The sequence below is a fragment of the Micrococcus sp. FDAARGOS_333 genome (assembly GCF_002206575.2).
Taxonomy (GTDB): Bacteria; Actinomycetota; Actinomycetes; order Actinomycetales; family Micrococcaceae; genus Micrococcus; species Micrococcus lylae.
On sequence record NZ_NJFJ02000001.1, the window covers coordinates 609,181 to 624,045 of the forward strand.

The window sequence follows — 14,865 nt, forward strand, 5'->3', positions numbered from 1 at the left end:
GCGATCGCGTCGGATCAGGCGTGGAGCTTCATCACATGGAACATGGCCGTCACCCTACCGGACTGCGCTTCCGGCTCGCCGCCGTCGTCGAGCCAGAGACTTCGGTCCCTTCGCGGCATGCCGAAGTGACCACTTCCTCTGGTTCGGCCCGCCGCCGTCGCCGAGCCAGAGACTTCGGTCCCTTCGCGGCATGCCGAAGTGACCACTTCCTCTGGTTCGGCGCGATGGCCCCCCCTGGTTCGGCCCGACGCCGTCGCCGAGCCAGAAACATCGGTCCCTTCGCGGCATGCCGAAGTGACCACTTCCTCTGGTTCGGCGCGATGGCCCCCTGGTTCGGCCCGACGGCGACGTCACGAACCCGGTGCCGGACATGCGCGAGGCGACGGCGCCGCCGTCGTGAAGCCTCTGCGGCGGCCGACTACCGCCGCTCACCGGCGGAGGCGTTGCATGGTCCCAGCCGCCCGGACTCGCGCACCCCGCCGAGGCCGGTTCCCGCACCAGAAGCGCTGAAGGAGCACCCCATGAGCACTGCCGAGAAGGCCGGAGCCGCAGCATCCGCCGGTCCGGACACGAACCGCGAGATCCTCTTCAACGCGTTCGACATGAACTGCGTGGCCCACCAGTCGCCCGGGCTGTGGCGGCACCCGGAGGACCGCGCCCGGGACTACAACACCCTCGGCTACTGGACGCACCTGGCGCAGACGCTGGAGAAGGGCCTGTTCGACGGGCTGTTCATCGCCGACGTCCTCGGCCCGTACTCCGTGTACGGCGGCACCTCCGAGGCCGCCGTCAGGACCGGGGCGCAGACCCCCGTGAACGATCCGTTCCTGCTCGTCTCCGCGATGGCCGCGGTCACCGAGCACCTCGGCTTCGGCGTCACCGCCGGCACCGCCTATGAGCACCCCTACCCGTTCGCACGCCGCCTCGCCACGCTCGACCACCTCACGGGCGGCCGTGTGGGCTGGAACGTGGTCACCGGCTACCTGCCCTCCGCCGCCCAGAACATGGGCCAGGACGACCAGATGGAGCACGACGAACGGTACGACCACGCGGATGAGTACCTCGACGTCGTGTACAAGCTGCTCGAGAAGTCCTGGGAGGAGGACGCCGTCGTCTATGACAAGGCCTCCGGTGTGTTCGCGGACCCGGCCAAGGTCCACGACATCGCCCACGAGGGCACGTGGTTCAAGGTCCCCGGCCACGCCGTCACCGAGCCGTCCGTGCAGCGCACCCCCGTGATCTACCAGGCCGGCGCCTCCACACGCGGCCGCGCCTTCGCCGGCAAGCACGCCGAGGCCGTGTTCATCAACTCCCCCACGAAGGAGCTGGCGGCGGCCACTGTGAAGAAGATCCGCCAGGCGGTGGCGGAGGCCGGCCGCGACCCGTACGACGTGAAGATCTTCGCGATGCAGACCGTGGTCACCGGCGCCACCGACGAGGACGCGCGGGCCAAGTACGACGACCTGGCACAGTACGTGGACCCGCTGGGCGGCCTCGTGCTGATGTCCGGCTGGATGGGCATCGACCTGTCCCGGTACGAGCTGGACGAGCCGATCGGAGACGTGGAGTCGAACGCCATCCAGTCCACCGTGGAGACCTTCCAGAAGGCCTCCGGCACGGACGAGGAGTGGACGGTGCGCAAGCTCGCCGAGTGGGTGGGCATCGGCGGCTTCGGTCCCGTGATCGTGGGCGGCGGTGAGTCCGCGGCCCGTCAGCTCGCCGACTGGGCCGATGAGACGGACGTGGACGGCTTCAACCTCGCCTACCACATCACCCCCGGCACCTTCGAGGACATCGTGGAGTTCGTGGTGCCTCAGCTGCAGAGACTCGGCCGCTACAAGACCGCGTACACGGACGGCACGCTGCGCCACAAGCTCTTCGGCGCCGGAGACCGGGTGAAGCCGACCCACCGGGCCGCGCAGGTCACCCTGGGCTGATCCGGGCCTTCTTCCCGACGACGGCCCCTCGCCCCCGACGGACCCTCGCCCCCGGCGGGCGCCCCGCCTTCGGCCGCTGCGCCCGCCTCCGGCTGCAGCGCCCCGCCGACGGTCCCCCGCCTCCGGCCGCAGCGCCCGCCGGGTACCGTGGAAGGGCAGATCCCTGCACCCCGACGGAAGGATCCCCGCGTGATCTCCTCGACGCCCCGCACCGCCGCCGACCGTTCCGCCGCAGGTGCGCTGTCCCGCCTCGGCCTGGGCGCCCTGGCCGTCACGGCCGCCCTGACGCTCTCCGCCTGCGGCGGCCCGGACTCCGCCGGTGAGGCATGGGACGGCGCCCGGGAGCAGCTCGCGGAGGCCGAGTCCTTCCGGCTCACGGCGGAGCTTCCCGAGGAGGCGCTGCAGGGCGGTGCGGCCTCCGGCACCCTCGAGGCCTCCGGGAGCACCGGGGAGCCGAACGGCCAGCTGACCATGCGCATGAAGGCCGACCAGGGGGACTTCTCCATGGAGGTGCGCGAGGTCGGAGAGAAGGGCTACATCCGCATGGACGTGGACGGCGAAGACCTGGACCAGAACGCCAAGGCGATGATGGGCCTGGGGGACAAGTGGATCGCCCAGGACGTCCCGGAAGACCAGAGGGGCATGATCGGCTCTCTGCGTGAGTCGATGCTGGCCAAGCTCCCTGACGCCGGCGCCCTCGAGGGCGTTGACGCGGAGGCGCAGGAGGTCGACCGCGACGGTGAGAAGGCCTACCGCTATGAGATCCCCCAGGACATCGCCGAGTCCGCTGCCCAGGAGGCGGAGACCGAGGGGGAGGACTCCGACGGTCTGGACCAGGGTGCGGCCGCCCTGAACGAGCTCGACATGTCCCTGGTGCACGCCTTCGTGGTGGACGGGGACGGCGAGCTCCTCGCCCTGGAGCTCCGGGGTGAAGAGGGTGAGGACGGTGAGAAGGCCCCTGCCACCGAGATGACGTTCTCCGGCTGGGATTCGGTGGAGGAGGTCGAGGCCCCCGCGGAAGACGAGGTCCGCGAGGCGCCTGGCATCGACGGTCAGGGCTGACCGCCCGGACTCGACGGCCAGGGCTGACCGCCCGGCTGGTGTGCATGCGCACAAAGGCCCCCGACCGGGAACGATCGGGGGTCTTCGCATCGCGCCTCAGGCGCAGACGGCTCAGTTCTGAGCGCCGGCCGGGCCTTCGGAGGACATCGGGGTGGACGGGTCGGAGACCACGTCGGCGTCGGCCTTGACGGCGCTGTCGCCGTTGCCGGAGACCTTGGCCTTCGCGTCGTCCACCTTGTGCTGGACGGTGGAGGTCAGGTTCTGGACCTTCTCGTTGGACTTGGCCTCCTCCCACTTCTGGGTGGCCTGGCCCTGGACCTGCGAGACCTTCTCCTGGGTCTTCGGGTCGTTCCAGAACTTCTGGGCGTTGTTGGTCATCTTGTTCAGGTTCTGGCGGCCCTCACGGGAACCGAGGAAGTAGCCGAGGGCGGCACCGACGCCAAGGGTGATCAGACGCATGTCCATTCTCCTTCTGTAGGAACGGGGGCGGTGGGCTGCGGAGCCGAGGCGGCCCCCCTCGTCAGGCCCATCCGCCGTTTGAGTCCCACTTTTGCCGTACCGAGGCCGCCAGGTCAACGTCTGGGCGCGGATTCAGCCCAGGGCGTGTGGTGTCAGGCCTGCGAAGCCGCAGATGGGACGGGGTGGAGCGTGGGCCTCACCACTCTTGCGTGGTGGACGCGGTGGACCAGCTCGATCAGGGCGCATCCGGCCACGGCGATCGTCACCGCGGCGGCCAGCAGGTCCGGGGCCGGCACCTCGATCAGGTGGTACCAGCGGGACGCCGGCACGGCCAGCACCAGGGCGAGCAGGGCGTACATGGCCAGCACGAGGACCGCCGTGCGCTTCGTGAACGGTCGCGTCATCACCGTGAGCACCCACAGGCCCATGAGCGTCAGCGTGATCATGGCGGCCGCCTGCTGCTGGGCGGGCGAGGCCGGGACGGCGGCGAACAGGCGGATGTAGGCGCCGAGGGCGAGCAGGCCGAGCAGGATCACCGTGCCGGACGGGACCGCGAACAGCAGGGCCCGCTTCAGGAATCCGGGCACGTAGCGGCGCGGGTTGGACAGCAGTGCCAGGAAGAACGTCGGCAGGCCGATCATCAGGAAGTCCACCGTGGAGGCCTGACGCGGCAGCAGCGGGAACTGCCAGAACAGCAGGGAGAAGACCACCCCGAAGAAGGCGGCGTAGGTGGTCTTGGTCAGATAGATGTGCGCCAGGCGCTCCATGTTCGCGATGACCTGGCGGCCCTCTTTGAGCACGGAGGGCAGGCGCGCGAACCTCCCGTCCAGCAGCACGAGGCGGGAGACCGCCTTCGTGGCGGGCGCCGCGTTGCCCATGGCGATGCCGAGGTCCGCGGACTTCAGCGCCAGGGCGTCGTTCACGCCGTCGCCGGTCATGGCCACCACGTGGCCGCGTGCCTGCAGGGCCTTCACCATGGACTGCTTCTGCTCCGGGCTCACCCGGCCGAACACCTCGTGGGCGTCCATGACGTCGGCGAGCTCGTCCGCATCCTCCGGCAGCCGACGGGCGTCCACGGCCTCCCCGGCCAGCTCCATGCCGACCTCGCGGGCGACGGCCGCCACCGTGCGGGGGCTGTCTCCGGAGATCACCTTGATCTGCACGCCCTGCTCCCGGAAGTAGTCCAGGGTCTCCGCGGCGTCCTCGCGCACGTCCTCGGCGAAGGTCAGGATTGCGACCGGGCGGATGCCCGAGGGCAGGCGGTCGCCGTCCAGCGGGCGGTCCGTGCGGCACAGCAGGATCGTGCGCAGCCCCGCGTCCGCGGTGATCGTGCAGCGGGCGGTCAGCTCCTCCGCACCCTGCACACCGATCGTCTCCACATCCACCAGCGCCTCCGGGGCACCCATCAGCCAGGTGCCCGCCAGGCCGGGGACCTGCTCTTCGGCGGCCGCGTCGAAGGCGAGCGCGGACCAGCGGCGGGCGCTCGAGAACGCCACCGCCTGCGCCGGGCGCACGTCCGGGACCTCGGCGAACGGCTCCCGCAGGGCGGCGGCCGTCGGATTGGCGTCCGGGTCCGCGCCGGCCACGGCCAGCACGGCCCGGGCAGCGGGGGAGAGGGTGGAGGCCCCGGCCGGCTCGGCAGCCGTGAGCAGCTCTCCGGCGGAGGCGACGTCCCCGTCCCGGGCGCGGCCCGAGGCGGAGGCACGGGCGCCGTCGTCGTCAAGGGCGGACGGAACCGCAGGATCCGTGTCCCAGGGGTGGGCGCCGTGGAAGACGATGCCGCCCTCGGTGAGCGTGCCGGTCTTGTCCACGCAGACCACGTCCACGCGGGCGAGGATCTCCACCGCCGGCTGCTCCTGGATCAGCACCTGCTCACGAGCCAGCTTCAGCGCGGCCACGGCGAAGGAGATGGTGGTCATCAGCGCCAGGCCCTGCGGGATCATGCTGGTCACCGCGGCCACGGACGCCACCAGGGCCGGCTCCAGGGCCGCCTCGCGCGGGTTCGCCAGGGCGTAGGACCAGCCCCCGAAGGCCTGCACCTGGCCGTGGACGATGACCGCCACGATCGGGATCAGGGCGAACGTGATCCAGGAGGCCACCTTCTCCAGGGCTCCGCGCAGCTCGGAGGAGATCTTGGTGAAGCGGCGGGCCTGTGCCGCGAGCCTGGAGGCGTGCGAGTCCGCGCCGACCGCGGTGGCCCGCACCAGGCCGGCGCCGGCGATCACCGCGGACCCGGAGAGCACGGTGTCCCCCGGGCGCTTCGGCACCGCGTCCGACTCGCCGGTGAGCAGGGACTCGTCCAGGTCCAGACCCTCCGCGGTGAGGACCTCGGCGTCCACCGGCACCTGGTCGCCGCGGCGCAGCGCCACCAGGTCGTCCAGGACCACATCCGCCAGGGCGACGGTCTTCCGGGAGCCGTCCCGGACCACCGTGACGCCGTCCTGGTGCAGCAGCGCGATCTTCTCCAGCTTCCGCTTGGCCGAGTACTCCTGGACCACACCGATGACCACGTTGGCCACGGCGGCCAGGCAGAACAGCAGGTCCAGCCATCGGCCGAGCACGATCACCACAGCGGCGGCCAGGCCGATCGTGAGGTTGAACAGGGTCAGGACGTGGACACGGAGGATCATGGCCAGCGAGCGAGACGTGTCGTCTGGCTGGGCGTTGGTCTTGCCGGCGGCCACACGCTCGGCGACCTGCGCCGAGGTCAGGCCGGTCAGGTCCCCGGCGGGTACGCCGGTGGGCATGCCGGAGGACCGGGAGGGGCCGGAGGCGTGGAGGCCGGTGGCCGACGTCGTCCCGTCCTCGGCTGTCATCCCGGTGCGTCCCTCCTGTGGTCCTGGCGGGCGGATCCCCGCCCGGCCCGCGGGGCAGAAGGCGGGCCGGTGACCCACTCTAATCGGGGGCTGTGGGCCGCCGTATCCGACTCAGGGAGGAGATCCGGCGGCGGTGGTGCGCCCGGCCCGCACCGCAGGCGCTCAGCGGGCGTCGTCCAGCAGGAGGAGGCCGCCGAACAGCAGCAGGACGCCGCCGGTGACACGGTCGATCCAGTCGGTCGCACGCGTGCCCGTCAACAGCCGGCGGAAGGCGTGCGCAGCGGCGATGAGCACGGCGAAGAACACCAGTGTCAGCGCCGCGTGCACGCCGGCCAGCGAGAGCCCCATGAGCCAGGCGGGCACGCCCTGCGCCATGAACTGCGGGATCAGCGCCAGATAGAAGACGCCCACCTTCGGATTCAGCAGGTTCGTGGTGAACCCGCGCAGGAAACCGCGGGAAAGCCTTTCCGCAGGTGCGGCAGCGGGGGCCGGGCCGGGGCCCGCGGGGACCGTCTCCAGCATGTCCGTCACGGGGTCGGGCTCCTGCCCGCCTCGCCTGAGCGTTGCGCGGATCATGGAGACGCCGAGCCAGATCAGGTAGGCGGCACCGACCGCCTTGAGAGCCGTGTAGGCCAGGTCCGAGGCCGCGAGCAGTGCGGCGATGCCCACCGCCGCGGCCAGCCCCCAGATCAGGGCGCCGGCACAGACGCCCAGACCCGTGACGAGCGCGTGGGAGTGTCCCCTCGTCAGCGCTGAGCGCAGCACCAGGGCCATGTCCAACCCCGGCGTGACCGTCAGCAGCAGGGCGACGCCGGTGAACGCCAGCAGCGCCTGGCCGTACTCCATGCCGGTCCTCCTTCCGGAACGGGGTCTGCGTGCGCCGTGAGGCCGATTCGCGTGGGCCTGCGAGCAGGATAGGGCCGGTGCAGGCGGCCCGCGGCGCGGCGCCCGGACACGGTCCACCGGACGGACGACGACGGCCGCCCACCTCGGTCCCGCAGGTGCGGAACCCGTGGTGAGCGGCCGTCGTCGGGACGCCGGCGTCAGCCGGCCCGCACGGCGGCCCGGTGCGCCGGCGGTGCGGCTCAGCCGAAGTGCTTCGGCAAGGTGGCCTCCCAGGCCTCGCGCAGCTCGGCGATCGGCAGGGTGAACTGGTCCTGCACCTCGAGGGCCCCGGACTCCGCGTCCACCACGCCGATGCGCAGCGCCGGGTAGTTCCGGGCCGTGGTCATGTCCGTGAAGCGGACCTCCTCGGTGCGCGGCACCGAGACCACCGCGCGGCCCTGCGACTCGGAGAACAGGGCGGTGAAGGCGTCCACGCCGTCGCGCTCCATGACCTCGTCCAGCACCACGCGGGCGCCCACGCCGAAGCGCAGCACCATCTCGGACAGGGTGGCCGCGAGGCCGCCGCCGGAGACGTCGTGCGCGGCGTCGATCATGCCGTCGCGGGAGGCGTTGATCAGCAGGTCGCCGAGCAGCTTCTCCTGCGCCAGGTCCAGCGCGGGCGGCCGGCCGCCCAGGTGGCCGCGCAGGCGGGCGAACTCGGAGCCGTCCAGCTCGTCCGCGGTGGCGCCGAGCAGGTAGATCGCCTGGCCGTCCGCGTCCCGGCCGAAGCCGGACGGGGTGCGCCGGGAGACGTCGTCGAACTGGCCCAGCACGCCCACGGTGGGGGTCGGGTGGATGGCCACGCCGCCGGTCTGGTTGTACAGGGACACGTTGCCGCCGGTCACCGGGATGCCGAGCTCCTGGCAGGCGTCCGCCAGACCGCGCACGGCCTCCGCGAACTGCCACATGACCTCCGGGTCCTCCGGGGAGCCGAAGTTCAGGCAGTCGGTCACCGCCAGCGGGACGGCGCCCGCGGTGGTGACGTTGCGGTAGGACTCCGCCAGGGACAGCTGCGCGCCGGCGTACGGGTCCAGGTACGCGAAGCGGTCGTTGCAGTCCGTGGAGACGGCCACGCCCATGCCGGTCTCCTCGTCCACGCGGATCACGCCCGCGTCGTCCGGGGCGGACAGGGCGGTGTTGCCGCGCACGTAGCGGTCGTACTGGTCCGTGATCCAGGAGGTGTCCGCCAGGTTCGGGGACGCCATGAGCTCCAGGACGGCGGCGCGGAGGGCGTCGCCGTCGGACGGGAGGTCTGAGCCGGCGGCCGAGGAGCGGAAGGTGTCCGCCTGGAGGGCGTCCTGGCCCGCGGGGCGGTGGTACGGGCGCTCGTACACCGGGCCGTCATGGGCCACGGTGCGCGGGTCCACGTCCACGATGACCTCGCCGTCCCAGGTGATGACCAGGCGGCCGTCACCGGTGACCTCGCCCAGCCACGAGTACTCCACGTCCCACTTGGCCATGACCTTCTCGAACGCCTCGGCGTTCTGAGGGGTCACCACGGCCATCATGCGCTCCTGCGACTCGGACATGAGGATCTCGCCCGGGGTCAGCGTGGAGTCGCGCAGCAGCACGTCCGTCAGCTCCACGCGCATGCCTCCCTCGCCGTTGGAGGCGAGCTCGGAGGTGGCGCAGGAGATGCCGGCGGCGCCGATGTCCTGGATGCCCTCGACGAGGGAGCCGCGGAACAGCTCGAGGCAGCACTCGATGAGCACCTTCTCGGAGAAGGGGTCGCCGACCTGCACCGAGGGGCGCTTGGCGGGCTTGCCGTCGCCGTCGAAGGACTCGGAGGCCAGCACGGAGGCGCCGCCGATGCCGTCCCCGCCGGTGCGGGCGCCGAACAGGACCACCTTGTTGCCCACGCCGGAGGCGTTGGCCAGGCGCAGGTCCTCGTGCTTGAGCACGCCCACGGCGAGGGCGTTGACGAGCGGGTTGCCCTGGTAGATCGGGTCGAAGCGGGTCTCGCCGCCGATGTTCGGCAGGCCCAGGGAGTTGCCGTAGCCGCCGATGCCGGCCACCACGCCGTGGAACACGCGGGCGGTGTCCGGGTGGTCGATCGCGCCGAAGCGCAGCGGGTCCATCACTGCCACCGGGCGGGCGCCCATGGAGATGATGTCGCGCACGATGCCGCCGATGCCCGTGGCCGCGCCCTGGTAGGGCTCCACGTAGGAGGGCGAATTGTGGGACTCGACCTTGAACGTCACGGCCCAGCCGTCACCGAGGTCGGTCACGCCGGCGTTCTCGCCGATGCCCACCATCAGGTTCTTCTTCATCTCGTCGGTGAGCTTCTCGCCGAACTGGCGCAGGTGCACCTTCGAGGACTTGTACGAGCAGTGCTCGGACCACATGACGGAGTACATGGCCAGCTCGGCGGCGGTGGGGCGGCGGCCGAGGATCGTCTTGATCTCGGCGTACTCGTTCTCCTTCAGGCCCAGCTCGGCCCAGGGCTGCTCGGCCTCGGGGGTGGCGGCGGCGTGCTCGACGGTGTCGATGTTGAACTGCTGGCTCATGCGGCACCTCCGGAGGCGAGGGTGGACAGGACGGACGTGAAGAACGGCAGGCCGTCGAGGCCGGTGCGCAGGCCGTCCTCGGTGTCCGGGCCGAAGCCGGGCTCCACGGCGTGCTCCGGGTGCGGCATGAGGCCCACCACGTTGCCGGTGGCGTTGGTGATGCCCGCGATGTCACGGCGGGAGCCGTTCGGGTTCACGTCCAGGTAGCGGAAGACCACGCGCCCCTCGCCTTCGAGCATGTCGAGCGTGGGCTCATCCGCCACGTACTGGCCATCCTGGTTCTTCAGCGGGATGGTGATCCGCTGGCCCGGGGCGAAGTCGCGGGTCCAGGCGGTCTCGTTGTTCTCGACGGCGAGGGCCTGGTCGCGGCAGATGAAGTGCAGGTGGTCGTTCTTGATCATCGAGCCCGGCAGCAGATGGGACTCGGTGAGGATCTGGAAGCCGTTGCAGATGCCGAGGACCGGCAGGCCCCTGGTGGAGCCGTCCTCGCCGCCGGCGGCCGCGGCGATGGCGTCCATCATGGGGGCGAAGCGGGCGATGGCACCGGCGCGAAGGTAGTCGCCGTAGGAGAAGCCGCCGGGGATCACCACGGCGTCCAGGTCCTTGAGCGAGCCGGCGGCGTCCTCGTCCGCATGCCAGAGGGACACGGGGGTGGCGCCGGAGAGGCGGACGGCGCGGGCGGCGTCGACGTCGTCGAGCGTGCCCGGGAAGGTCACGACGCCGATCGTGGCGCCGTTGAGCTCTGTGCCGGGGGTGGAGTAGTCCCCGATCAGCGGGATCTCGGCGGTCATCAGGCGGAGGCCTCCGACTCGTCCAGGACGGCGACGTTCACGACGTCCTCGATCACCGGGTTGGACAGCAGCTCGGCTGCGGCGGTGCGGGCCTGCTCGAGGATCTGGTCGGTGACCTCGCCCTCCACGTGCAGCTCGAAGCGCTTGCCCTGGCGGACCTGCTCGAAGGCGGTGAAGCCGAGGCGGGGGAGGGCTCCGGCGATGGCCTTGCCCTGCGGGTCGAGGATCTCGGGCTTGGGCATGACGTCGACGACGATGGTGGGCATCCACTGCTCCTGATGTGCCTGGTGCGCCCCGCGCGGCGGGGCCTGCTGACGGTGCTGGAAGCACGGCGGCGCGCCGTCTCGTGCCGTCTCACGTCGGCCTGGGCGCCGGACGCTCCGCGTGCTTGCCCGCCCAGTCTAGCCGGGGGCGTGAGGCCGGGTGGGTGCCGGTGCCTGCCCTCTGCTGCTGATAATCGACGGTTCGTCACGAGATCGAGGAGATTCTCTGCGATCCCCTGACCAACCGTCGATTATCCGGCCCACCGCAGCCGCCACGACACCGGTGCAACCCGCCCGTGCATCGAGCCGACTGCCGGCGGGAGTTGTCCACAGCCGATCGGAGTCGTCCATCCGGATCCCGCAGGCTGGGCACATGGACGACGTTCTCGAACAACGGACCGCTCGACTTCGGGCGGAGGGTCTCCTCATTCCCGGACATGGGCCGCTGCTCCGGCTGGCGGACGGAGCTCCCAAGTCCGCCGCGAACCTGCTCGGCAAGCTGTGGACGACCGGGCGCGTCGCCCGGCTCTGCCCCGGCGTCTACATCGGTCTCGAGCGCTGGGCCGCCATGGCGCCATGGGACCGGTACACCGCGGCGTGCGCGGCCTATGCGCTCACTCATCCGGCGGCCCGGTTCACCGGCGTGACAGCGGCCCATCTGCACGGCCTCCCGCTCGCGGAGACGCCACGCGAGATCTGGCTTCGATCCCGCGTGCCCGGGCACCGTGCCAAGCGGGCGATGACCGCCTCGCCCTTCTCAGACGCTGCTCGAGGACGGCACCGGCAGAAGCTGTGGGCGCTGCCCGTGGTGCGCTGGACTTGGAACGGCGTCGAGGCTCCGGTCAAGGAGAAGCCGCGGCGCTGGCGTGGCCGGCTTGCGTTGGCTGCGATCGGGTGGAACGCCTGGCCGGCGGCGCCCCTGGCGCCGGCCACGGTCGAGGCGCAGCTGAAGGACGGTACGCCGCTCGGTGCTGTCACGGTCGATCCGCTGCCGACCCTGCAGCTTCTCCTGGGGTCCACCCTTCCGTTCCGAGAGGCCGTCGTCGCCCTCGACGGGCTTCACCGCCGTCTGCCCGGCCCCTCTCAGACGTGGGCGGAGAACCATGCCCACAGGCTCAGGAGCAGGGCTGCGATGCAGAGGTTCACCCGGGCCTGGTCCTTCTCGGACGCCCGTGCGGAGTCGGCCGGAGAGTCCCTCGCCCGGGCACTCATCCACGAACTGGGGTTCGTGGCGCCGCAGCTCCAGCGGCGCTTCTTCGCGCAGGACGGGCGGGAGGTCGCGCGAACCGACTTCTGGTGGGAGGACGTCCGGGTCGCCGGCGAGTTCGACGGGATCGGCAAGTATGACGTGGACCTCCACGCGGACCCCCGGGACAGGAGGAACTCCATCAACAGAGAGAAGCAACGGGACGTGGAGCTTCGGAGGGTTTGCCGCGACGTCACGCACTGGACGTGGGCTGACCTGAAGGACCCGCGGCGTCTGGAGGCTGAGCTGCTGCGAGTCGGAGTGCCGCGCAGGCCGGCGTGACGACGACGCCCGGGTTCCGCGGTGAGCGTGCGCGGGCAGCCCCCCGCCAGGATCGACGGTTTGTCATGGGGTCGCGGCGAATCTCTGCGATCCCATGACAAACCGTCGATTATCAGCACCGGGGAACAGCACGGGAGCACGCCCCGACCGCCTCATCCCAACCTGCGGGCCAGCACCTCGGCGGCGTCGTCGAGGAGGGCGCGGAACAAGGCGTCGTCGCGGTGCTCGAGCCAGCCGACGGCCGCCCCGAACAGCCCGGACAGCGCCTGCTCGGCCACCAGGGCGACGTCCGCGTCCCAGGCCAGGCCGGTCCGCGCGGCCATGTCCTCCAGCAGCTGCGCCACCACGGCGCGATACTCGCCCTGGCTCTGCCCGGACAGCGCACGCAGCTCCGGATCCCGCGCCGCCATCAGGGACAGCTCGAAATACGCGGTCTCGGTGTCCGGGTCCGCCATCACCGAGTCCGCATATGCCGTGAACACCTCGGCCACCGCGTGCCGCACGTCCTGTGCCGAGGAGATCTCGCGCTCCCGCTGCGCCGCGGCCAGGTCGCTGAGGTGGCTGATGTCCAGCCGCATGACCTCGCGCAGCAGCTCGTTCTTCGAGGAGAACGCATAGTGCACGGTGCCGTGCGGCACGCCGGCCTCCTTGGCCACAGCGCGGGTGGTCAGGGCCCAGGCGCCGTCGCGCGCCATCACCCGCACGGCGGTCTCGGTCAGCTCGCGCCGCCGCTGCTCCAGGGGGACGTGGGTGCGCTTCTCAGCCACGGGTCTGCTCCTTCCCGACGGCGGCGCCTGCCTCGTCCTGCACCGCACCGCAGGTGCCGCCCGGCCGCTCCCCGACGACGGCTCGTGCCTGCGCCTGTCCCTCGCCTCGTGCGGGGGCCGGCTCGGCGGCGCCCCGGCGCACCTCGTCCGCCTCGACCCGGCGCACCTCGTGCGCCTCGACCCGCCGCATCTGCGCGGTGTCCCGTGCGGCCGCGGCCTCGGCGATGAACTGCCGGGCGGCGGCCGGCTGCCCCTGTCTGCCCTCCGAGCGCAGGCCGTGCCAGGCCAGCAGCAGGGTGAGCGCGGCCGTGCCGATGCCGATCGCGGCGACGAGGTCCATGCCGGCCATGAACGCGCCGTCGGCGATCTCGAGGAGACGGGTGCCGCCGTCGGGAAGGGACTCGGCGATCCGGTGGGCGGCGGCGAGGGTCTGGGAGGCGGCGTCCGCGGAGGCCGCGTCCATGCCGGGCAGGTCCGCGGTCTCGCGCACCTGCGCCGCATAGAGGGCCATGCCGGCGGTGCCCAGCACCGCGGTGCCCATGGCGCCGCCGAACTCGTAGCCGGTCTCGGAGATCGCGGCGGCCGCGCCGGCGCGCTCGGGTGGGGCTGCGGTGAGGATGACGTCGTTGGTGAGGGGCTCGGCCAGGCCCACGCCGAGGCCGAACAGGCAGGACAGCAGCGTGAACAGGAGCATGGTCTCGTCCCCGTGCATCTGTGTGCCCGCCCCGAAGCCGCAGATCACCAACCCCAGACCGGCCATGATCACGGTGCGCACGGAGACGGTCTTCGCCAGGGCAGGGGCGAGCAGGGTGCCCACTACGGAGGCCGCCGCCAGCGGGAGCATCCACAGACCGGCCGCAGCCGAGCCCATGCCCTCCACCAGCATCAGGTACTGGGGGAGGAAGAACATCAGGCCCATCAAGGCGAACATGGAGATCACGTTGATGGACACCGCGGAGGTGAAGGCGATGTTCCCGAACAGGGACACGTCGATCATCGGGTTCGCCAGGCGCCGCTGCCGCAGGATGAACCAGGTCAGTGCCGCGCCGCCGGCCGCCAGGCCCACCAGCACGGTCCAGTCCGGGGACTTCGCGGCGGTCTTCAGGGCGTAGACGACGCCGATCAGGCCCACGATGGACAGCAGTGCGGACAGCGGGTCGAAGGGGCCCGGGTGTGGGTCCTTGGACTCCGGCAGCAGGAACGGGGCGAGCAGCAGGAACGCCGCCATGACCGGGACGTTCATGAGGAACACCGAGCCCCACCAGAAGTGCTCGAGCAGCGCACCGCCCACCACGGGGCCGAGCGCGGCTCCGCCGGAGAACGCGGTGGCCCACACGGCGATCGCGGTGCGGCGCTCAGTGCGGTCCGGGAAGATCGTGCGGATCAGGCCGAGGGTGGAGGGCATGAGGGTGGCGCCGCCGATGCCGAGCAGGGCGCGGGCGAGGATCAGCGTCTCCGGGGTGGTGGCGAACGCCGCCACCAGGGAGGCGGCGCCGAACAGCGGGGCGCCGATGAGCAGCAGACGCCGGCGCCCGATCCGGTCGCCGAGGGACCCCATGAAGATCAGCAGTCCGGCCAGCAGGAACGAGTAGAGGTCGATGATCCACAGCAGCTGGGTGGAGCTCGGCTGCAGGTCGGCCGACAGGGACGGCACGGCGATGCCGAGCACGGACATGTCGATGGAGATCAGCAGCACGGGCAGGACCAGCACGGCCATCGCGGTCCAGCGGCGGAGTGCGGACACAGGGCACCTCACGGGGAAGTTCGGGTTAGGACGCGGACCATCCTGACACAGAGTTGGCCGGGCGGCCAAGTCCTTTTGGCCATCTGGCCGAAAGTGTGGTGGGCGG

11 protein-coding genes are annotated in these 14,865 nt (G+C 71.5%); 3 read left to right on the forward strand and 8 right to left on the reverse strand.

Going from position 1 to position 14,865, the window contains the following annotated elements; all coding sequences use genetic code 11:
* The first annotated feature begins 521 nt into the window (after positions 1-521).
* Positions 522-1,937: an LLM class flavin-dependent oxidoreductase gene (locus tag CEQ11_RS02840; protein ID WP_088477688.1), complete on the forward strand. Its 1,416-nt coding sequence runs from the start codon at positions 522-524 to the stop codon at positions 1,935-1,937.
* A gap of 189 nt (positions 1,938-2,126) precedes the next feature.
* Positions 2,127-2,999, forward strand: a complete 873-nt coding sequence (locus CEQ11_RS02845) for a hypothetical protein (RefSeq protein WP_067189259.1) — start codon at positions 2,127-2,129, stop codon at positions 2,997-2,999.
* Positions 3,000-3,110: 111 nt separating this feature from the next.
* Here CEQ11_RS02845 and CEQ11_RS02850 read toward each other — a convergent pair whose 3' ends face one another.
* From CEQ11_RS02850 to purS, 6 genes are all read right to left on the reverse strand, one after another.
* A complete protein-coding gene (locus CEQ11_RS02850; protein ID WP_067189309.1) occupies positions 3,111-3,458 on the reverse strand; it encodes a YtxH domain-containing protein in 348 nt (115 codons plus the stop codon).
* Between the two features lie 152 nt (positions 3,459-3,610).
* On the reverse strand, positions 3,611-6,274 hold the full coding sequence (locus tag CEQ11_RS02855; protein ID WP_082739594.1) for an HAD-IC family P-type ATPase: 2,664 nt from the start codon (positions 6,272-6,274) through the stop codon (positions 3,611-3,613).
* A gap of 162 nt (positions 6,275-6,436) precedes the next feature.
* Complete coding sequence (locus CEQ11_RS02860) at positions 6,437-7,120, reverse strand: LysE family translocator (RefSeq protein WP_067189261.1); 684 nt, start codon at positions 7,118-7,120, stop codon at positions 6,437-6,439.
* A gap of 239 nt (positions 7,121-7,359) precedes the next feature.
* The gene (purL, locus tag CEQ11_RS02865) at positions 7,360-9,666 is read right to left on the reverse strand and encodes a phosphoribosylformylglycinamidine synthase subunit PurL (RefSeq protein ID WP_088477689.1); all 2,307 of its coding nucleotides are present in this window, start codon (positions 9,664-9,666) and stop codon (positions 7,360-7,362) included.
* A complete protein-coding gene (purQ, locus tag CEQ11_RS02870) occupies positions 9,663-10,457 on the reverse strand; it encodes a phosphoribosylformylglycinamidine synthase subunit PurQ (protein ID WP_088477690.1) in 795 nt (264 codons plus the stop codon). The genes purL and purQ overlap by 4 nt, the downstream gene beginning before the upstream one ends.
* Positions 10,457-10,723 (reverse strand): phosphoribosylformylglycinamidine synthase subunit PurS, encoded by a 267-nt coding sequence (purS, locus tag CEQ11_RS02875; protein WP_067189266.1) that lies wholly within the window; start codon positions 10,721-10,723, stop codon positions 10,457-10,459. The genes purQ and purS overlap by 1 nt, the downstream gene beginning before the upstream one ends.
* 370 nt (positions 10,724-11,093) lie before the next feature.
* On the opposite strand from purS, the gene CEQ11_RS02880 reads away from it, so the two are divergent.
* Positions 11,094-12,248: a hypothetical protein gene (locus tag CEQ11_RS02880; RefSeq protein WP_088477691.1), complete on the forward strand. Its 1,155-nt coding sequence runs from the start codon at positions 11,094-11,096 to the stop codon at positions 12,246-12,248.
* Positions 12,249-12,400: 152 nt separating this feature from the next.
* Here the strand turns inward: CEQ11_RS02880 and CEQ11_RS02885 are convergent, their stop codons facing one another.
* Both CEQ11_RS02885 and CEQ11_RS02890 read right to left on the reverse strand, forming a co-directional pair.
* Positions 12,401-13,015 carry a TetR/AcrR family transcriptional regulator gene (locus CEQ11_RS02885; protein WP_088477692.1) on the reverse strand — a complete coding sequence of 205 codons (615 nt, stop codon included), beginning with the start codon at positions 13,013-13,015 and terminating at the stop codon, positions 12,401-12,403.
* Complete coding sequence (locus tag CEQ11_RS02890; protein WP_227718701.1) at positions 13,008-14,759, reverse strand: MFS transporter; 1,752 nt, start codon at positions 14,757-14,759, stop codon at positions 13,008-13,010. Before CEQ11_RS02890 ends, CEQ11_RS02885 begins: the two co-directional genes overlap by 8 nt.
* Positions 14,760-14,865: the final 106 nt, after the last annotated feature.